This window comes from Streptomyces sp. CA-106110, from assembly GCF_050936285.1.
Taxonomy (GTDB): Bacteria; Actinomycetota; Actinomycetes; order Streptomycetales; family Streptomycetaceae; genus Streptomyces.
This window is the reverse complement of the sequence record NZ_JBNJNB010000001.1, coordinates 9,648,888-9,665,710: the sequence shown is the minus strand read 5'-3', so window position 1 is coordinate 9,665,710 and position 16,823 is coordinate 9,648,888. Positions and strand designations below refer to the sequence as shown.

20 protein-coding genes are annotated in these 16,823 nt (G+C 71.3%); 6 read left to right on the top strand and 14 right to left on the bottom strand.

What is annotated here, in order from left to right; all coding sequences use genetic code 11:
• Nucleotides 1-324 precede the first annotated feature (324 nt).
• Together ACQEXA_RS44550 and ACQEXA_RS44545 are read right to left on the bottom strand one after the other, a co-directional pair.
• Entirely contained in the window at nucleotides 325-879 is a 555-nt protein-coding gene (locus ACQEXA_RS44550; protein WP_432925361.1) for a YbaK/EbsC family protein, read from the bottom strand.
• A 43-nt stretch (nucleotides 880-922) separates the two neighbouring features.
• Nucleotides 923-1,495 carry a helix-turn-helix domain-containing protein gene (locus tag ACQEXA_RS44545; RefSeq protein WP_432925363.1) on the bottom strand — a complete coding sequence of 191 codons (573 nt, stop codon included), beginning with the start codon at nucleotides 1,493-1,495 and terminating at the stop codon, nucleotides 923-925.
• Between the two features lie 93 nt (nucleotides 1,496-1,588).
• Here ACQEXA_RS44545 and ACQEXA_RS44540 point away from each other — a divergent pair, with 93 nt between their 5' ends.
• Complete coding sequence (locus ACQEXA_RS44540) at nucleotides 1,589-2,446, top strand: DMT family transporter (RefSeq protein WP_432925365.1); 858 nt, start codon at nucleotides 1,589-1,591, stop codon at nucleotides 2,444-2,446.
• 1 nt (nucleotide 2,447) lies between these two features.
• On the opposite strand, the gene ACQEXA_RS44535 is transcribed toward ACQEXA_RS44540, so the two are convergent.
• A complete protein-coding gene (locus ACQEXA_RS44535) occupies nucleotides 2,448-3,212 on the bottom strand; it encodes an acyltransferase (RefSeq protein WP_433132796.1) in 765 nt (254 codons plus the stop codon).
• A gap of 106 nt (nucleotides 3,213-3,318) precedes the next feature.
• Between ACQEXA_RS44535 and ACQEXA_RS44530 the strand changes: the two genes are divergently transcribed.
• Entirely contained in the window at nucleotides 3,319-3,852 is a 534-nt protein-coding gene (locus ACQEXA_RS44530) for a gamma carbonic anhydrase family protein (RefSeq protein WP_432925369.1), read from the top strand.
• Nucleotides 3,853-3,854: 2 nt separating this feature from the next.
• Here the strand turns inward: ACQEXA_RS44530 and ACQEXA_RS44525 are convergent, their stop codons facing one another.
• From ACQEXA_RS44525 to ACQEXA_RS44515, 3 genes are all read right to left on the bottom strand, one after another.
• On the bottom strand, nucleotides 3,855-4,505 hold the full coding sequence (locus ACQEXA_RS44525) for a DedA family protein (RefSeq protein WP_432925371.1): 651 nt from the start codon (nucleotides 4,503-4,505) through the stop codon (nucleotides 3,855-3,857).
• Nucleotides 4,506-4,703: 198 nt separating this feature from the next.
• Nucleotides 4,704-5,081, bottom strand: a complete 378-nt coding sequence (locus tag ACQEXA_RS44520; RefSeq protein WP_432925373.1) for a hypothetical protein — start codon at nucleotides 5,079-5,081, stop codon at nucleotides 4,704-4,706.
• Nucleotides 5,082-5,166: 85 nt separating this feature from the next.
• Nucleotides 5,167-5,553, bottom strand: coding sequence for a hypothetical protein (locus tag ACQEXA_RS44515; RefSeq protein ID WP_432925375.1), 387 nt, complete (start codon nucleotides 5,551-5,553; stop codon nucleotides 5,167-5,169).
• A gap of 33 nt (nucleotides 5,554-5,586) precedes the next feature.
• Between ACQEXA_RS44515 and ACQEXA_RS44510 the strand changes: the two genes are divergently transcribed.
• Entirely contained in the window at nucleotides 5,587-5,973 is a 387-nt protein-coding gene (locus tag ACQEXA_RS44510) for a hypothetical protein (protein ID WP_432925377.1), read from the top strand.
• 67 nt (nucleotides 5,974-6,040) lie between these two features.
• Here ACQEXA_RS44510 and ACQEXA_RS44505 read toward each other — a convergent pair whose 3' ends face one another.
• Nucleotides 6,041-6,493: a DUF4442 domain-containing protein gene (locus tag ACQEXA_RS44505; protein ID WP_432925379.1), complete on the bottom strand. Its 453-nt coding sequence runs from the start codon at nucleotides 6,491-6,493 to the stop codon at nucleotides 6,041-6,043.
• Nucleotides 6,494-6,794: 301 nt separating this feature from the next.
• On the opposite strand from ACQEXA_RS44505, the gene ACQEXA_RS44500 reads away from it, so the two are divergent.
• Nucleotides 6,795-7,802 (top strand): hypothetical protein, encoded by a 1,008-nt coding sequence (locus tag ACQEXA_RS44500; protein WP_432925381.1) that lies wholly within the window; start codon nucleotides 6,795-6,797, stop codon nucleotides 7,800-7,802.
• A 58-nt stretch (nucleotides 7,803-7,860) separates the two neighbouring features.
• On the opposite strand, the gene ACQEXA_RS44495 is transcribed toward ACQEXA_RS44500, so the two are convergent.
• The 3 genes from ACQEXA_RS44495 to ACQEXA_RS44485 form a co-directional block, all read right to left on the bottom strand.
• Nucleotides 7,861-8,706, bottom strand: coding sequence for a spermidine synthase (locus ACQEXA_RS44495; RefSeq protein WP_432925383.1), 846 nt, complete (start codon nucleotides 8,704-8,706; stop codon nucleotides 7,861-7,863).
• Between the two features lie 110 nt (nucleotides 8,707-8,816).
• On the bottom strand, nucleotides 8,817-10,007 hold the full coding sequence (gene tuf / locus ACQEXA_RS44490) for an elongation factor Tu (RefSeq protein ID WP_432925385.1): 1,191 nt from the start codon (nucleotides 10,005-10,007) through the stop codon (nucleotides 8,817-8,819).
• 317 nt (nucleotides 10,008-10,324) lie between these two features.
• A complete protein-coding gene (locus tag ACQEXA_RS44485; protein ID WP_432925387.1) occupies nucleotides 10,325-11,065 on the bottom strand; it encodes a DNA alkylation repair protein in 741 nt (246 codons plus the stop codon).
• A gap of 37 nt (nucleotides 11,066-11,102) precedes the next feature.
• Here ACQEXA_RS44485 and ACQEXA_RS44480 point away from each other — a divergent pair, with 37 nt between their 5' ends.
• On the top strand, nucleotides 11,103-11,933 hold the full coding sequence (locus tag ACQEXA_RS44480) for a TVP38/TMEM64 family protein (protein ID WP_432925389.1): 831 nt from the start codon (nucleotides 11,103-11,105) through the stop codon (nucleotides 11,931-11,933).
• A 3-nt stretch (nucleotides 11,934-11,936) separates the two neighbouring features.
• On the opposite strand, the gene ACQEXA_RS44475 is transcribed toward ACQEXA_RS44480, so the two are convergent.
• Entirely contained in the window at nucleotides 11,937-13,106 is a 1,170-nt protein-coding gene (locus ACQEXA_RS44475; protein WP_432925391.1) for a thiolase family protein, read from the bottom strand.
• A 115-nt stretch (nucleotides 13,107-13,221) separates the two neighbouring features.
• Here ACQEXA_RS44475 and ACQEXA_RS44470 point away from each other — a divergent pair, with 115 nt between their 5' ends.
• On the top strand, nucleotides 13,222-13,692 hold the full coding sequence (locus tag ACQEXA_RS44470; protein ID WP_359398340.1) for a winged helix-turn-helix transcriptional regulator: 471 nt from the start codon (nucleotides 13,222-13,224) through the stop codon (nucleotides 13,690-13,692).
• 10 nt (nucleotides 13,693-13,702) lie between these two features.
• On the opposite strand, the gene ACQEXA_RS44465 is transcribed toward ACQEXA_RS44470, so the two are convergent.
• Genes ACQEXA_RS44465 through ACQEXA_RS44455 form a run of 3 tightly spaced genes read right to left on the bottom strand, consistent with a single transcriptional unit; the run spans nucleotide 13,703 to nucleotide 16,643 of the window.
• Nucleotides 13,703-14,425, bottom strand: a complete 723-nt coding sequence (locus tag ACQEXA_RS44465) for a cupin domain-containing protein (RefSeq protein WP_433132794.1) — start codon at nucleotides 14,423-14,425, stop codon at nucleotides 13,703-13,705.
• On the bottom strand, nucleotides 14,419-15,348 hold the full coding sequence (locus ACQEXA_RS44460) for a PmoA family protein (protein ID WP_432925396.1): 930 nt from the start codon (nucleotides 15,346-15,348) through the stop codon (nucleotides 14,419-14,421). Before ACQEXA_RS44460 ends, ACQEXA_RS44465 begins: the two co-directional genes overlap by 7 nt.
• The gene (locus ACQEXA_RS44455) at nucleotides 15,345-16,643 is read right to left on the bottom strand and encodes a Gfo/Idh/MocA family protein (RefSeq protein WP_432925399.1); all 1,299 of its coding nucleotides are present in this window, start codon (nucleotides 16,641-16,643) and stop codon (nucleotides 15,345-15,347) included. The genes ACQEXA_RS44460 and ACQEXA_RS44455 overlap by 4 nt, the downstream gene beginning before the upstream one ends.
• Nucleotides 16,644-16,823: the final 180 nt, after the last annotated feature.

Sequence of the window (16,823 nt, the reverse complement as noted above, 5' to 3'; positions counted from 1 at the left end):
GGATTGCACGGGCCGGGCGCTCACACCAGGGGCCCCTTCCCGGGGCCGACGGGCCTGTCCAGGCGGGGCGCTCACACCTGAGACCCGGCCCGGGGCTGCTCGGTCCCTGCCCCAAAGGAGCCGGCCCCGTCCCGGGGTTGCACGCGTCCTGTCCCGGGCCGGGCGCTCACACCAGCGGCCCTTCCCGGGCCAGCCGGGCCTGTGCAGGCGGGGCGCTCACACCTGAGACCCGGCCCGGGGTGCCGCGGCCCCTCCCCCAGGCCGGGCGGGCCCTGTCCTCCCGGGCTCAGCGCTCACACCCAGGGGCGCCGGTCCGGAGGGCCGTCAGACGCCGAGCCCCTCCAGCACCACCGCGTTCGCCAGCTCGGCCAGCGCCTTGCCCGGCACCAGCAGCTTGCCGCGGCGCCTACCGCTGCCGACCAGCACGTACGGCAGGTCGGCGACGGCCGAGTCCACGAGTACCGGCCAGCTGCCGGGCAGTCCGATCGGCGTGATGCCGCCGTACTCCATCCCGCTCTCCCCCGTCGCCGTCTCCATCGGCGCGAAGGACGCCTTGCGCGCGCCCAGTTGACGGCGGACGACGCCGTTCACGTCGGCGCGGGTGGTGGAGAGGACCATGCAGGCAGCCAGGGTCGTCTCGCTGCCGCGCTTGCCCGCGACCACCACGCAGTTGGCGGACGTGTCGAGCAGGTCCTTGCCGTAGTGCTCCAGGAAGACCGCGGTGTCGGCCCACTCGGGCTCGGTGTCGACGTAGACGATCCGCTCGGCGGGCACACTGCCGGCCCAAGTGCGCAGGGCGTCCGCCACCGGGCGGGCGAGCTCGTCGAGGCAGTCGGGGGCGGGCCTGGCGTTGTCGAAGTCTCCGATGGGTGCGCGCATGGGCGCACGCTAACAGCCGTACGCCCATGGCCGTACCGGCGTCTCAGCGCACGGGCGGCACCGAGATCGCCATCACCATCTCCGTCAGGCCGTCACCGTCGTTGCCGTAGATGTGCGGGGTGTTGGCCTCGAAGGAGGCGCTGGCACCCGTGGGGACGACGTAGAGGACGCCGTCGACCGTGAGGGACAGTTCGCCGGCGGTGACATGGACGAGTTCCACCGTTCCGGAGGGATGCGGGTCCGAGGCGCTGTGGTCGCCGGGCATCAGGTGCCAGTCCCACATCTCCAGCGGTCCGGGCGCCTCGGTGCCCGCGAGAAGGCGGTTGTAGCTGCCCGCGTCGGTGTGCCAGAGGCGCACGGCCTGCTCGGCCGGGACGATGCGGACCTTGGGGCCCTGCTCGTAGTCGAGGAGCGTGGTGATGCTGACGCCGAGTGCGTCGGCGATCTTCACGACGGTGCCGATGCTCGGGTTGGTACGCGCCTGCTCGATCTGGATGAGCATGCCGCGGCTGACTCCGGCGCGGGCGGCGAGCGCCTCCAGCGTGAAGCCCCGCTCGGTGCGCCAGCGCTTGACGTTGCGCGCCAGGGACTGAGTCAGCAGGTCGAGGTCCGACACTTTCCGTCCAATATTGTGTATGACAGAGTTTAATTCAATGAACTATGGTGTGGTGCACCTGATCGTTCACTGAACTGTACTGCGAGGCGGTCCATGACAGCACTCTTCGCCCTGGCCACGAGCCTCCTGTGGGGCCTGGCCGACTTCGGCGGCGGGCTGCTGACCCGGCGGATTCCGGCGCTGACCGTGGTCGTCGTCTCCCAGGCCGTCGCCGCGACCGTCCTCGGTGCGCTCGTGGTGGCGACCGGCGGTTTTGGCGAGGCGGGACCCCGGCTCTGGTTCGCGCTCGCCGCGGGCCTGGTCGGGCCGATCGCCCTGCTCTCCTTCTACCAGGCGCTCGCGCTGGGCCCGATGGGAGTCGTCTCACCGCTCGCCACCCTGAGCGTGGCCGTTCCCGTCGGCGTCGGGCTCGTCCTCGGCGAGCGTCCGGGACTGCTGCAGGCCGCCGGCATCGCGGTCGCCATGGCCGGGGTCGTGCTCGCGGGCGGGCCCCAGCTCAGGGGCGCGCCGGTGCAGCGGCGTGCGGTCCTGCTCACGCTGGTCGCGGCACTCGGCTTCGGCACGGTGTTCGCCCTGATCGCGGAGGCGTCGACCACGGTCACCGGGCTGCTCCTGGCGCTCTTCGTCCAGCGCGTCACCAATGTCGCCGTGGGCGGCGCCGCCCTGTACGCCTCCGTGCGGCGTGGTGCCGCCGCGCTCCCGGGCGAGGGCTTCCCATGGGGCTCCCTGCCCGCGCTCGCGTTCGTCGGTCTCGCCGACGTCGCCGCCAACGGCACCTACGCGCTCGCCGCCCAGCACGGCCCGGTGACCGTGGCCGCGGTCCTCGCCTCGCTCTACCCGGTGGTCACGGCGCTCGCCGCGCGGGGCTTCCTCAGCGAGCGGCTGCGCGCTGTGCAGGCGGCCGGCGCGGGCCTCGCGCTGGTCGGCACGGTGCTACTGGCCACCGGCTGAGTCAGGACTCGGCCTCCAGCTCCGCGAGCCGGGCGATGTCCCCTTCGTTCAGTTGCGACAACGCCTGCAACTGCTCGGGGGTGACCCCGTCGGGTATCGGCACCGGAGCGGGAGTCCGCAGCGGCGGCTGCCAGCCGGCATCGGGGGTCCAGCGCCGCACGACCCGTGCCGGGGCCCCGGCCACCACCGCATGGTCGGGTACGGCTCCGCGTACGACCGCCCCGGCCGCCACCACCACGTTCCGTCCGATCCGGGCGCCCGGCAGGATCACGGCGCCCGTCCCGATCCAGCACCCCGGGCCGATGCCCACCGGCTCCATCCGCGGCCACTGCTTGCCGATGGGCTGGTGCGGATCGTCGTACGAGTGGTTGGTGGAGGTCACATAGACGTACGGACCGAAGTAGCAGTCGCTGCCGATGGTGACCTCGGTGTCGGCGATGACATGGCTGCCGCGGCCCAGGACGACACCGTCGCCGATGCGCAGGATCGGGTCGGGGCCGAGATCGAGATCGGGCATCAGCCCTGCGGTCAGGGTGACCTGCTCGCCGATGATGCAGTGCGCCCCGAGATGGATCCAAGGTTCTCCGAACACGGTCCCGAGGGGAAAGGCGAGCCTGGTGCCCACGCCCATCGCGCCGAAGCGGAACCGCCCGGGCTGCTCCGCGGTCACGGCCCCCCGGCGCTGCGCCCAGGCCCAGCCCGCGTGGACGGCGCGCTGCGCGAGGCCGCGGCGCCATGACGAGAACGTGTTCTTGCTTCTGGGCACCCGCACACCGTAGTCGGCGCCGGGGGTACTCATGAGTAGGGACGGCTGTGATCTTCACCCCACCGATGGCGTACCGTGCCGGTGAACCGACCACGAGGAGATGGCGATGACGCACAAGGCCCTGATCACGGGCATCGGCGGCAAGGACCCCAAGGTGGATCAGGAGGCGTTCGTCTCACCCACGTCCGTGGTGATAGGAGACGTCACGCTGCACGCGGGCGCCAGCGTCTGGTACGGCGCGGTGCTGCGTGGCGACGTCGAGCGGATCACCATCGGCGCGAGCAGCAATGTGCAGGACAACTGCACGCTGCACGCCGACCCGGGCTTCCCGGTGACCGTCGGTGAGCGAGTCTCCATCGGGCACAACGCCGTGGTGCACGGCGCGACCGTCGAGGACGACTGCCTGGTCGGGATGGGCGCCACGGTGCTCAACGGCGCGGTGATCGGCGCGGGTTCGCTGGTCGCGGCGCAGGCGCTCGTGCCGCAGGGCATGCGCGTACCCCCGGGCTCACTCGTGGCGGGCGTACCCGCGAAGGTCAAGCGTGAACTGATGCCCGAGGAGCGCGAAGTCGTCACGCTGAACGGCACGATGTACGCGGACCTGGCAAGGGCGCACCGAGACGTGCACGAGAAGCCCTGACCTCACTCGGCGGCCGGGACGACTTCCCGTTCGGCCGCCTCACTCTCCTGCGTCGCCTTCTTCGCCTTGCGCCTCACGATCAGCATCGAGGCGAGCCCGATGAGCAGCGCCGCCACGAGACCCACCCACGAGAACTTCTTGAGCCAGGACTCGGCGACCACTCCGACGTAGTAGATGACCGCGGTGGTACCGCCGGCCCAGACCACGCCGCCGAGGAGGTTGGCGATCAGGAACTTCCAGTAGGGCATGCGCAGGACACCGGCGAGCGGACCGGCGAAGATCCGCAGCAGGGCGATGAACCGGCCGAAGAAGACCGCCCACATGCCCCACTTCTCGAAGGAGCGCTCGGCGGTCGCGACATGGCCCTCGCTGAAGTGCCGGGGGAACTTGTTCCCGAGCCAGGCGAGCAGCGGCCGTCCGCCCTTGCGCCCGATGGCGTAGCCGATGGAGTCGCCGACCACGGCGCCGAGGCTCGCGCAGGCGCCCAGGATCACGGGATTGATGCCGCTGTGCTGGGAGGACAGCAGCGCGGCCGACACCAGGACGATCTCGCCCGGCAGCGGAATACCCAGACTCTCCACGCCGATGACCAGCGCCACCACGGCGTAGACAGCGACCGCGGGCACCGTGTCGAGCCATTCCTGGACGTGCACAGTCGGTTCCTCTCCGATTCGCGTCCGCGTTCTCCGTGGGCACGCCCGCTCGGGCCGACCCCCAGGAAGCCTACCGGTTCGGCCGCCCCCGACGACGCCTCGCGGAAGGACCTTCCGGCTGCGTCAGCGCCTGCGCAGCGAGCTCGCCGTCGCCGCCATCCTTGTCTGGCTTGTCTTGGCCCGGCGGCGGCCTGCCGGTCAGCGATCGGACACCCATCGGGCGTACGGGGGCCAGGACCCCTTGCCGACGATGTGTTCCACGATCCTGAACGCTTCGCCGATCGGCACGGTGTCCTCGTCCGGGTACTCGTCATGCTGCTCGTTGGCGAGGACAAACCCCTCACTCGACCCAGGGGCCCCTGGATGCACAGCGTGCTCGCCTGGATCGCCTTCGCCGTCGAGGAGCATCACCATCGCGCGCTCGGTGTTCGTCACGAAGGCCAGCGATCGGCCGTACGAACTGGTCAGCCACGTCTCAAGCTGCCCGTTGCCGATCCTCGACCGCAGAGCCGTCAGTACCGCCTCGGACGCCACCGTGGCGGTACTCCCGTCATGGATCACCCAGGCCTCGGTCACGGGCACGACGCTCTCACGGAAGGTGGTGGAGACGAATGTGCGGCCGCCGTCCAGGGTCAGGGTGAAGTGGAATCGCTCGGGCTGGTCACGCGGCCAGCTCCTGCGCGATCCGTGCCACCTCCGAGAGCGGCACGTCGACGTACTCCGGGGTGAGCTTCGGGCCTGAGTCGCTCTCCAGCCACCAGTACTCGCTGACGTCGACTCCGTCGATCGTCTCCACGCGAATCGGGTTGTGGCTCGTCTCGATCTCCACGACCGTGACGTTCTGCTCCAGCTTCGGCAGAAGGAAGCGGCGGACGACCTCGACGAGCGGGAAGTCCAGCTTGGCCCAGTCGAGACCGTTGTTGTCGCAGTAGTCGATCCACTCATCGGGGTCGCTGCCGTCGTGGAAACCCCACTTCGAGAGCAGGTCGGCGCTGAACAGGGTGATGCGCGGCTCGTCCACGATCTCCTCCTTCGTCGCGCTCAGCATGGCAGACCCGATACCGCCCTGGGACTCGGCCCCATGCCCGAACTGCCCCCTCATCCCGAGCTTCTCCACGCGATCCTGCGTCGGCTGGACGAGCAGGTCGTCGAGAACGAGACCGTCGGCATCCACCTGCAGTTGCAGCTCGACGCCGTGCGGGAAGCGCGTATGCCGCAGCCGCGGCGATCGGACGGCAACAGGGCTCGGCCGAACACGAAGCATGCGGCTTCGCCGGACGACGGCTTCCACGCCGTGCGCCACACGTTCGCCTCGGTGCAGTTGGGCGCCCGGGAGTCGGTGGTGGCGGTGTCGAAGTGGCTGGGGCACTCGGACCCGTCGATCACGGATCACGCTCAAGATCTATGCGCACATGATGCCGGGGTCGGACGGCGATGGATGCCTGGTTCGCGGGCGCTTCGTCAATGATCTCCCTGAGCGCTCCCTGGCCTCAGAGCAGCTAAGCCAGGGAGCACGGTTCCTCCAGCTGAAACCCTCAGCCGTTCGGCCGCAGCGTCCAGACAACCGTCATCTCGCCCGTGACAGCCCCGTCCTCGCGCTGGATGGAGATGCTCACCGGGAATTCCGGCCGCGTGCCCGCGTCGAGTTCCGCGATGACCTCGGCCGCCGGGCGCCCCAGGGTCGCCGTGGCCGTCACCGGGCCCATGGCCAGCTTCTTGTAGCCGATCTCAGCCCGCACCGCGAGCGGCACCGCTCGGGAGAGCTGGTCGCCGAAGGCTGAGAGAACGATGGCGCCACTGGCGGATTCGGCCAAGGTGAACATGGCGCCCGCATGGGGACCGCCGAGGTGATTGTGGTAGTCCGGCTGGTCCGGAAGCCGGAGCACGGCACGCTCCGGGGTCACCTCGACGAACTCCAGGTTCAGGGTGCGCACCATGGGGACCGTGGCGGCAAGCATCTCGCCCATCGAGGCGCTGTTGATTGTCATGGGGACGAGGTTACCGACGAGTAGCGATCCTGGCCACCCCGCTGTTTCCCCCGTTCCAGGCCCGGGTGAAGCGCCTCGGGCCAGGCGCTTTCTCCACTGTCGGAATTCCGGATCGGTACGGAAGACCGACGTGTGGGTACCGGCCACCACACCCCGGTGTGCCGCCCCGCCGACGCGGTTGCCCAAGTCGCCCTGATCCGTTCCGGGGCCGGGGCCGGATTTCTCAACTCCCGCTTCCGGTACGGGTCTGACGATGGGCGGTGACCCAAACGTGTCACAGGCCGCACTAGGGTTACCGTCCATGTGGCCAGGACAGCAGCCGCCCGGGGGCGAGCAGAACCCGCAGCACCAGAACCCCTATCAGCAGCCGGGGTACCAGCAGCCGAACCCGTACCAGCAGCCGGGATACCAGCAGCCGAACCCGTATCAGCAGCCCGGTGCGCAGCAGTGGGGGACGCCCTCGCCCATGGGGGCGCCGAAGCCGCCGAGCGGCGGAGGCGGCGGGAACCGGACCAAGTACGTCGCGATCGGTGCGGCCACGGCCGTGGTCGTGGCTGCGGGGGTGACCGGATTCCTGGTCCTCGGCAACGACGGCAAGGACGACAACGCCGGGGGCAACACCAAGCCGTCGCCCAGCGCCTCGCAGAGCACAACGCCTTCGGCGCCCGCGTCGGAGAACCCCCGCGGCACCGAGACCGAGAAGCCGACCGTCGCCGGCTGGAAGGTCGTCGTCAACCCCAAGTGGGGCACGGCCTTTGACGTACCGCCGGACTGGGACGTCAAGTCGCCGGGGCTGCTGATCGGTTTCGAGGACGACAGCGCCAAGGCCGACGGCAAGCCTCTGATCACCATGTCCGCACCCGCGTTCCTCAAGGAGAAGTGGTGCACCTCGGACGACGACAAGGACGGGCGGCCGGACGACAAGGCGCTGGCCGCGGCGGGCACCAAGGGCGCGAACGGCGCGAAGACCACGGATGAGGTCGCCGTGAACCAGGTGGCCTGGTGGGTGTACGGCGGCTACACGCAGCCGGACAAGAAGAGCATCACGTACGACAAGAAGGCCAAGGCGTACACGACGGCGTCCGGTATCAAGGGCAGCATCGCCTGGGCCCGGTCCAAGAACACGCCCCAGAAGGGGAAGTGCGCATCCGACGGCAAGGCCGTCACGTTCGGTTTCAAGAACTCCGCGGGAGACTTCGTCGCGTGGAGCCTCTACGGCGCCACGGGCGTGAAGGACGAGATCCCGGACGCGACGATCGCGAAGATCCTCAGCACGGTACGCCTGCACGGCGACCCGACGGCGTCCTGAGCCCGCGCGCACCGGGTGCCACGGCGACCGTGGCACCCTGCGGGCCGACGGCGGGCGGTCAGCCGATGGTGAAGGCCCCGTCGGGCGGCTCCGGCGAGGGGACCGCGTTCTCGTCGTGCACCGGCTCGGCTCCGCCCATGAAGTCCCGCAGCCCCGCGCCGTGTTCGACCCGGGCGGGGAACGCGTCCGCGGCGGTTCGGCGTGCCAGCGGTGCCACGTCGAACGGCCGGTGGGCCGCGATCAGCACGGCGTTGCCGAAGCGGCGGCCGCGCAGCACGCCGGGCTCGGCGATGACCGCGAGCTCCTCGAAGGCCGCCGCGAAGGTGGCGAGTTGGGACCGGAGGAAGGCGAAGGGCGCGGCGTCGGCCAGGTTGGCCAGATAGATCCCGCCCGGGCGCAGCACCCGGTCCGCGGCGCGTGCGTACGCCACCGTGGTGAGGTGCGCGGGGATGCGGGAGCCGCCGAAGACGTCCGCGATCACGACATCGGCGGAGTCCGGTGCGGCGGTCTCCAGCCAGCCGCGGGCGTCCGCCGCGTGCAGCGTGATGCCGGCGTCGCCGGGCAGGGGCAGGTGCTCCACGACCAGGTCCAGCAGTCCCCGGTCGGCCTCGACGACGTCCTGCCGTGAGCCCGGCCGCGTCGCGGCGACATAGCGGGGCAGCGTGAGCGCGCCTCCGCCGAGGTGCAGCACGTCCAGCGGCCGGCCCGGCTCCGCCAGCGTGTCGAGTGCATGACCGAGCCGGCGCGTGTACTCGAACTCCAGATGCGTCGGTTCGTCCAGATCGACGTACGACTGCGGCGCTTCGTCCACCGTCAGCAGCCAGGCCCGCTCCCGGTCCACGTCGGGCATCAGCTTGGCGGTGCCGTGGTCGACGGTGCGGGTCACGGGTATGGAGTCGCTCACGGTGCCATTGTGCCGGGCCTGCGGAGGCCGGCGCCGCTCCCCCCTGTGCAGCGGGCGGGGGAACCGCGGACCCATCCGGTCCGCGGTTCCCCCTGGAGCTCACACGCCCCTCACTCCACGGCTGTCACCGTCCCGGCGCCGACCGTCCGGCCGCCCTCGCGGATCGCGAAGCCGAGGCCGGGCTCCAGCGGGACAGCGCGGCCCAGTTCCACGGTCATGGTGACCGTGTCGCCGGGCCGGGCGACGGCCGTCTCACCGAGGTCGACGTCCCCGACCACATCCGCGGTGCGGATGTAGAACTGCGGCCGGTAACCGGTCGACACCGGGGTCGTACGACCGCCCTCCCGGGTGGACAGGACGTACACCCGCGCCGAGAAGCGGCGGCTCGGCGCGACGCTGCCGGGCGCCGCGACGATGTGCCCGCGGCGCACCGCGTCGCGCGGCACCCCGCGCAGCAGCAGCGCCACATTGTCGCCGGCCTGCGCCTCGTCCATGGGCCTGCCGAAGGTCTCCAGACCGGTGACCACGGTCTCCACGCCCGCGCCGAGCACCTCGACCCGGTCGCCCACACGGACCGTGCCGCGCTCCACGGCGCCCGTGACGACCGTGCCGCGGCCGGTGATGGTGAGCACGTTCTCCACCGGCAGCAGGAACGGCGCGTCCAGGTACCGCTCCGGCATGGGGACATAGGTGTCCACCGCGTCGAGCAGCGCGTCGATCGCCGCGGTCCAACGGGGGTCGCCCTGAAGGGCCTTGAGCCCGGAGACACGTACCACCGGTACGGAGTCGCCGGGATAGCCCTGCGCGGTGAGCAGTTCGCGGACCTCCAACTCGACGAGGTCGGTCAGCACGGTGTCCTCGCCGTCGTCGACGGCGTCGGCCTTGTTCAGGGCGACGACGATGTGGTCGACGCCCACCTGCCGGGCGAGCAGAACGTGTTCGGCCGTCTGCGGCATGATCCCGTCCAGTGCGGAGACGACAAGGATCGCCCCGTCGAGCTGCGCGGCGCCGGTGACCATGTTCTTGACGTAGTCGGCATGACCCGGCATGTCCACGTGCGCGTAGTGCCGGGTGTCCGTCTCGTACTCGACGTGCGCGATGTTGATGGTGATGCCACGCGCCGCCTCCTCCGGGGCCCGGTCGATCCGGTCGAAGGGTACGTAACGGGTGCTGCCGCCGGCGCCGCGGTCGGCGAGGACCTTGGTGATGGCGGCGGTCAGGGTGGTCTTGCCGTGGTCGACGTGCCCCATCGTGCCGATGTTCAGATGCGGTTTGGTGCGCACGTATGCCGTCTTGGGCATGGCTGTACCTCGAAGCCTCTTCGGGTGGTGCCGAGTGATGGCCCCGGTGTCGCGTGGACGGCCGGGACGGGGACCCCAAGGACGTGCCGACCCTCCCCCTGCGGGGTCCGCCGGACGATCCGGGGAGGGTCAGCTTCGGGCGCCGTCGACTGCGGCCACGAGGATCGGGACGGCAGCCTTCGGCGCATCCGCGACTGCGGATGCTGCGAGGACGAAGGCGTACCGGAACATGTTGTAGATCGTCGTCGAAGGACCGGCCCGCGTCGAATGGTTTTCCCGGAGGGCGAGTTCGGCGGGACGCCCGGGGCAGGACGGGATCAGAGGTTCTTGAGTGCTTCCCGCACCGACAGGGGGGAGAGCCGCGAGCGCTCCCGGTCCACGAACTCCCGCACGGCCTCCGGGTCAGTCTTCGCGTACTCCCGCAGGGCCCACCCGATCGCCTTCCTGATGAAGAAGTCGGGGTGGCCGGACTGCCGTACGCAGTACGCGAAGAGGCGGCGGGTGTCCGTCGCCTCCTTGTGGCGCAGCTGGTGCAGGAGGGCTGTGCGGGCGATCCACAGGTGGTCGTCCTCGATCCACGCATCCATGTCGCTGCGCAGCTCGGGAGCGGCGGTCACAAGACCTCCCACCACATGCGAGGCGAGTGCGTCGACCGTGTCCCACCAGGGGACCGTGGAGATCAGATGGCGTGCCACGGGCAGGAATCCGGGGGACAGCCGGCGCACGTTGCCGCGCAGGAAGTCGACGGCGAAGTAGTGGTACTCGCGTTCCGGAAGCGCCCAGCAGCGCAGCGCGAGCGCGGTGCAGTCGGCCTCGTCGGGACGGGGGATGCCCTCCAGGACGCTGCGGGAGAGGGTCCGGCGGACGGGCGTGGGCAGGCCGAGAAAGGGCGCGACGTCCTTCATGTAGGCACTCATCGCGGCAGCCCGCTCCGGATCCGCGGCGGCAGCATACACATCGGTGAGCCGCTCCAACACCGCGTCGGCGAGAACGCTGTTCGGCGACGCCAACTGTCCACGGTGAATTCCGGAATCTGTGACGCCTATGAGACGAACCATACGGCCTTCGCACACATCGGTCGGTTAGTGTCGCGGAATGCCCGATGCCACCACCCGCTCTGGGGGCACCGCCACGGCCGCAGCCCAGGCCGCCGCCAGGGAACTCGCCGCCGCGGAACTCGACACAACGGTCCCGCCCCTGGTCGCCGCGGACGCGGCCGCGGGGCAGGCCGCTGCCGTCGTCGTACCCCTCGGCTTCGCCGCCCGCTGCACAAGAGCGCTGCTCTCGCCCTGGTCACGGCTGTGCCTGCTGCTGGGCCTGCTCGCCGCTGCCGGGTCCTGTGTGCTGCTGTTCCAGCCGCAGAAGCTGCTGACGCACGGCTGGCCGCACCAGTTCGGCGGCGCCGCCGCTGCCGTCCTCTTCGCTGTGGCGTACGGGCTGTGCGCGACGGCGTTCGTACCGCGCCCGCTGCTGAGCCTCGCGGCGGGCGCGCTGTTCGGCTCCGCGCTGGGCACGGGGGCCGCTGTCGCGGGCACCGTGCTCGCGGCCGGGATCTCCTTCGGGCTCGGCCGGGTGCTCGGGCAGGACGCCCTGCGGCCGCTGCTGCGCGGCCGCGTGCTGAAGGCCGCGGACGGGCTGCTCAGCCGGCACGGATTCCGCTCGATGCTGGCGGCCCGGCTGTTCCCGGGGCTGCCCTTCTGGGCGGTCAACTACTGCGCGGCCGTCTCACGGATGCGGTGGGGGCACTTTCTGCTGGCGACGGCGCTCGGCTCGATACCGAACACCGCCGCCTACGTCGTCGCCGGCGCCCGGGCCGCCAGGCCCACCTCGCCGATCTTTCTGATCGCGGTGGCTTCCATCGCGGTGCCGACGCTGATCGGCGCGTTCGTGGCCTGGCGCAAGCGCCACCACCTGCGCGGCCACTGAGGATCAGAGAGTTTCCAGGATCATCGCGTTGGCGAGGCCGCCCGCCTCGCACATCGTCTGCAGGCCGTAGCGCGCGCCCCGCGCGCGCAGCGCGTGCACGAGGGTGGTCGTCAGACGCGTGCCGCTGGCGCCCAGCGGGTGGCCGATGGCGATGGCCCCGCCGTTGACGTTGACCTTCGCGAGGTCGGCGCCCGTCTCCTGCTGCCAGGCCAGCACGACGCTGGAGAAGGCCTCGTTCACCTCGAAGAGGTCGATGTCGTCCACGGCCAGACCGGCCTTGCGCAGCACCTTCTCGGTGGCGGGGATGACTCCGGTGAGCATCAGCACGGGGTCGGAGCCGGTCACGGCGAAGCTGTGCAGCCGGGCGATCGGGCGCAGTCCGAGGCGGGCCGCGGTCTCGCTGGAAGTGATCAGCACGGCCGAAGCACCGTCGTTGATGGGGCTCGCGTTGCCGGCGGTGACGTTCCACTCGATCTGCGGGAACCGCTCGGCGAATCCGGGGTCGTAGTACGCGGGCTTGAGCCCGGCGAGGATCTCGGGGGTGCTGGACGGCCGGACGCACTCGTCGCGCGTGAGGTCCTCGAGCGGGGCCGTCTCGGCGTCGAACAGGCCCGCGTCCCAGGCCGCCGCCGCCTTCCGGTGCGAGGAGACGGCGAAGGCGTCCATCTGCTCGCGGGTGATCGACCACTTGGCGGCGATCAGCTCCGCGCTGATGCCCTGCGGGACCAGGCCGTCCGGGTAGCGCGCGGCGACGCCCGGGCCGAAGGGGTCCTTGCCGGGGGGCACGTTCGACCACATCGGCACCCGGCTCATGGACTCCACACCGCAGGCCACGACGATGTCGTACGCGCCCGAGAGCACGCCCTGGGCGGCGAAGTGCACGGCCTGCTGCGAGGACCCGCACTGGCGGTCGACGGTGGTCGCGGGCACCGTCTCCGGAAAGCCCGCCGACAGGACCGCGTACCGGGTGGTGTTCATGGCCTGCTCGCCGACCTGGTCGACGGTGCCGCCGATGACGTCGTCGATGAGCGCGGGGTCGATGCCGGAGCGTTCGACCAAGGTGCGCAGGGTGTGCGCCAGGAGTTCCACGGGATGGACATGGGCGAGGGCGCCGTTCGGCTTGCCCTTGCCCACCGGGGTACGTACGGCTTCGACGATCACGGCGTCGCGCATGGCGCGGTCCTCCTTGCCCGGCCTGTGCCGGTGCGGTGATTACCGGTGAGTAGCAAATCTGGCTCCACCATAACGCTGAGAGTTGGAAAAACAAACCCTCACCTAGACTGGGCTTATGGCCGCCCCCAAAGACCCGCGCCCCTGCTCGATCGCCGACGCTCTTGCGCTCGTCGGCGAGAAGTACTCCCTGCTCGTCCTGCGTGAGGCGTGCCTCGGCAACGGGCGCTTCGACCAGCTCGTGCGCAACATCGGCGCCCCCCGCGACATCCTGGCCGCACGTCTGAAGCGGCTGGTCGACGCCGGGATCCTCACGAAGCGGATGTACAGCGAGCGCCCGCAGCGCTTCGAGTACCGGCCCACGCCGGCCGGCCTGGAGCTGGAGCCGGTCCTGATGACGCTCATGGCGTGGGGCGACCGTCATCTCCGGAAGGAGGACGATCGCCCCATGGTGATCGAGCACGCCTGCGGCAACGAGCTCGTCCCGGTCGTCACCTGCTCCGCCTGCGGCGAGGAGGTCCGTCACGGGAGCCAGACGCCGCACCCGCAGGCACCCGGCTGGACGGTGTCGGGGCCGGCCGCCGCCTAGCCGCCCGCGACTAGAACGTCTCTTTGTACGTGTTCAGCCGTCCGCACATCCCGAACTTGCCGAGGGCGGACGGCTGCTGCGCCTGGACGACCGCGCAGGCGAGGTGGGAGACGTCACCGCGCTCCAGGCGGTCCAGCTGCTCGCCCGTGGCCGCGGCGGCCGCCCCGGCACCGTGCAGCCACCGCTCGCGCCACTCGGCCAGGCGCGGCCGTACGAGCGCCGCGGCGGCCCGGTGGAACGCGGCCAGCGCCTCCGGGCCCGGTGCGTCGCGCAGCGCCCGGTAGCCCTCCAGGGCGAGATCGCGGCGCGCCCGGGCGATCCGCTCCTGCTCCTCCTCCGGCGCACCGGCCGGGATCGCGGTCGCGGCGGCGTACGTCTGCGGGTCGGTGAGGTACTCGGGCGGCAGGGTGAGCACGGCGTCGCCCGCCTCCGGGAGCCCGCTGTTCTGCATCAGCACGGTGATGCGCAGGTCGTCCTCGTTGACCAGCCGGTGGACGGTCCCGGGTGTGAACCAGGCGACCGTTCCGGGCGCCAGGGGTGTGACCTGGTACCCGGTCGTCGTCAGCGTCTGCACCGCGCCGCGCCCGCCGGTGACGACGTACGCCTCCGAACAGGTCAGATGCAGATGCGGCGTGCCACCGCACACGCCGTCTGCGGCGGGCCAGTCGTAGACGGTGAGGTGCGAGACGGCCACCGCGCCCGGCAGGCCCGTGAACTCCCCGGCGCTCACCACGGGTGCTCCTCGAGGTACTTGGCGACCTCCTCACGCTCCCACACGCCGTCCGCCACCACAACGCGGTAGCGGCGCCGCAGGGTGTCGCCCGGGGCCAGCTCCAGCTCCTCGTAGAACGCCCAGGACGGGGCCACGGCCGCGAAGGGGTCGTTGCGGACGAACCAGTGGGCGGGGTGGGTGCCCCGTTCTCCGAGGTGGTCGTTCTCGGGGGCGTGCGCGAAGACGAGCGTGGCGTGCCCGTCGGTGCCGTCGTGCTCCCCCGTGTACGCGAGCCAGGACGCCGGCCGGCCCATCATTCCGGGCCCCTCGGAGTCCGGCCCGAGGACCCGTCCGTCCCGGAAGGCCCGCGGTCCGCGCCAGAACAGCCCGGTGTAGCCGGCCAGCTCCCGCCCCGCCGTGGTCGGGCTGCCGAACAGGAGCGGCTCGGGGCGGCGGTTGGTGATCGCGGAGGTCCAGGTCAGTGCCCAGGCCCGGGTCGCCGTGTCGACATCGTGCACCTCGATACGGCGCTCCTCGTCGGCCCACAGCTCGCCGCTGTACGGGTGCCAGGTGAGCCGCTCGGCGATGACCGCACGGCCGCCGTCCGCGCCGACCTCGTCGAAGCCGACGTGCGCCATCGAGCCGACGCACTGCGGCAGCGCGAGATATCCCTCGCCGTGCACGTAGGTGTTGCCGCCCCACAGGTTCTGCCCGGACAGATGGGAGGCGGTCAGCTGCAGGCCCTTGTGCCAGCGGTGGTCGTTCGGCCGGTAGTCCGTGACGACGTCGCCTGCCAGGGTCCGGATCGGGTGGAGATACGGCTTGGGGGCCTCCCAGGCCGCCTCGGGCCGGTAGACGTAGCTGAACAGCTCGACGCCTGTGGCCGGTTCGGTGACCCTGATGCGGTCGCCGTGCGCGTGCGTGATGCGCAGGGTCGCGGTCATGCGGGCACTTCCTTGCTCGGCGCCGTCGCCGACGCCTCGGTCACGACGGGCGCCCAGCCGGGCGCGCCTCCGTGCAGGGCCGTGTAGTACGGGTCGCCCGGGCCGATGTCCCCGGCGCGGACGGTGGTGTCGGTGAAGGCGGACCTGTACAGCGCGGTGATCAGTTCCAGGCTGGTGCGACCGTCGGCACCGCTGCTGCGCGGCCGCTCGCCGGCGCGCATGCTCGCGACCAGCTCGCGCAGTTGCGCCAGGTGCGAGCTCGGCACGTCCGCACCGAAGTCCCGCCAGGCGGCCACCTCTTCCTCGGGGACGCCGGGGGCGGGGGTGATGCGCCAGTCGTCGTTGCAGTGGCTGTACAGATGCGTCAGTTCCACGGTGGCCCGCTCACAGTCGATGCGGATGCGGCTGACCTCGTCCGGGCTGAGCACGCTGTTCACGACCGTGGCGAGCGCGCCGTTCTCGAACCGTACGAGCGCCGTGGAGACGTCCTCGGTCTCCACGTCGTGCACCAGACGCCCGGCCATCGCCCGCACCTCGCTCCAGGGTCCGAGCAGGTCGAGCAGGAGGTCCATCTGGTGGATGCCGTGGCCCATCGCGGGTCCGCCGCCCTCGGTCTGCCAGCGCCCCCGCCACGCGACGGCGTAGTAGGCGGCGTTGCGGTACCAGGTGGTCTGGCAGTGCGCCACCAGAGGACGGCCCATGACCCCCTCCGCGAGCAGCCGCCTGACGTGCCGGGCGCCGGACCCGAAGCGGTGCTGGAACACGATCGCCGCGTACGGGCCGTCCTCGGTGCCCTCCGCCGCCTCGACGGCGTCGAAGTCCGCCAGCGTCGCCACCGGCGGCTTCTCGCACCACACCCAGGCACCGGCCCGCAGTGCGGCGACGGCCTGCTCCCGGTGCAGGGTGGGCGGAGTGCAGATGCCGACCAGATCGGGCCGCTGCTCCTCGAGCATGAGCTCCAGGTCGGTGTACGGGTGCGGAATGCCGCCGTCCGCGCACAGCCGCTCGACCGCGACGGCGTCAATGTCGACGGCGGCGACCACCTCGACCTCACCCTCCTCGGCCAGTCGGGCGAGCGCGGGCAGGTGCGAGCCGCGGGCGATCACACCGGCTCCCACCAGAGCGGCCCGGATACGGCGGCCGGCGAACGGGCCCGGCGCCGGGCGGTCCGGGCTCGGCTCCGGGTTCCGTTCCGGACCGGTGGCCCGGCGCGCAGCGTCGCCGGGATGCGGAACCGGGGTGGTCCCCGGGCTGGTGGGCTGGTCGGCTGCGGACGCGTTGCGGGCTGTGGGCATGACCGTGATCAGCGCTCCATCGGACGTGATGTCAGACGTTGGCCAACGCGTGATGTCTTCCGAGGACTCGCGGCAAGCGCTTTCCCCAAGCTGCAACGAAAGCACCGTTCAACAGGGCGGTCAACACCGCCAACCGGCCCACTGCGGCAGGCGGGCACGATCCAGGCCCGTGCGGCGAAA

Excerpts from the sequence above, each read along its gene's own strand:
- ACQEXA_RS44550 (WP_432925361.1), bottom strand. The coding sequence starts at position 879 with ATGCGCGCACCCATCGGAGACTTCGACAACGCCAGGCCCGCCCCCGAC.
- ACQEXA_RS44530 (WP_432925369.1), top strand. The coding sequence starts at position 3,319 with ATGACGCACAAGGCCCTGATCACGGGCATCGGCGGCAAGGACCCCAAG.
- ACQEXA_RS44510 (WP_432925377.1), top strand. The coding sequence starts at position 5,587 with ATGCCCGAACTGCCCCCTCATCCCGAGCTTCTCCACGCGATCCTGCGT.
- ACQEXA_RS44455 (WP_432925399.1), bottom strand. The coding sequence starts at position 16,643 with ATGCCCACAGCCCGCAACGCGTCCGCAGCCGACCAGCCCACCAGCCCG.
- ACQEXA_RS44515 (WP_432925375.1), bottom strand. The coding sequence starts at position 5,553 with ATGCTGAGCGCGACGAAGGAGGAGATCGTGGACGAGCCGCGCATCACC.
- ACQEXA_RS44540 (WP_432925365.1), top strand. The coding sequence starts at position 1,589 with ATGACAGCACTCTTCGCCCTGGCCACGAGCCTCCTGTGGGGCCTGGCC.
- ACQEXA_RS44475 (WP_432925391.1), bottom strand. The coding sequence starts at position 13,106 with ATGCGCGACGCCGTGATCGTCGAAGCCGTACGTACCCCGGTGGGCAAG.
- ACQEXA_RS44460 (WP_432925396.1), bottom strand. The coding sequence starts at position 15,348 with ATGACCGCGACCCTGCGCATCACGCACGCGCACGGCGACCGCATCAGG.
- ACQEXA_RS44485 (WP_432925387.1), bottom strand. The coding sequence starts at position 11,065 with ATGGTTCGTCTCATAGGCGTCACAGATTCCGGAATTCACCGTGGACAG.
- ACQEXA_RS44505 (WP_432925379.1), bottom strand. The coding sequence starts at position 6,493 with ATGACAATCAACAGCGCCTCGATGGGCGAGATGCTTGCCGCCACGGTC.
- tuf (WP_432925385.1), bottom strand. The coding sequence starts at position 10,007 with ATGCCCAAGACGGCATACGTGCGCACCAAACCGCATCTGAACATCGGC.
- ACQEXA_RS44470 (WP_359398340.1), top strand. The coding sequence starts at position 13,222 with ATGGCCGCCCCCAAAGACCCGCGCCCCTGCTCGATCGCCGACGCTCTT.
- ACQEXA_RS44500 (WP_432925381.1), top strand. The coding sequence starts at position 6,795 with ATGTGGCCAGGACAGCAGCCGCCCGGGGGCGAGCAGAACCCGCAGCAC.
- ACQEXA_RS44480 (WP_432925389.1), top strand. The coding sequence starts at position 11,103 with ATGCCCGATGCCACCACCCGCTCTGGGGGCACCGCCACGGCCGCAGCC.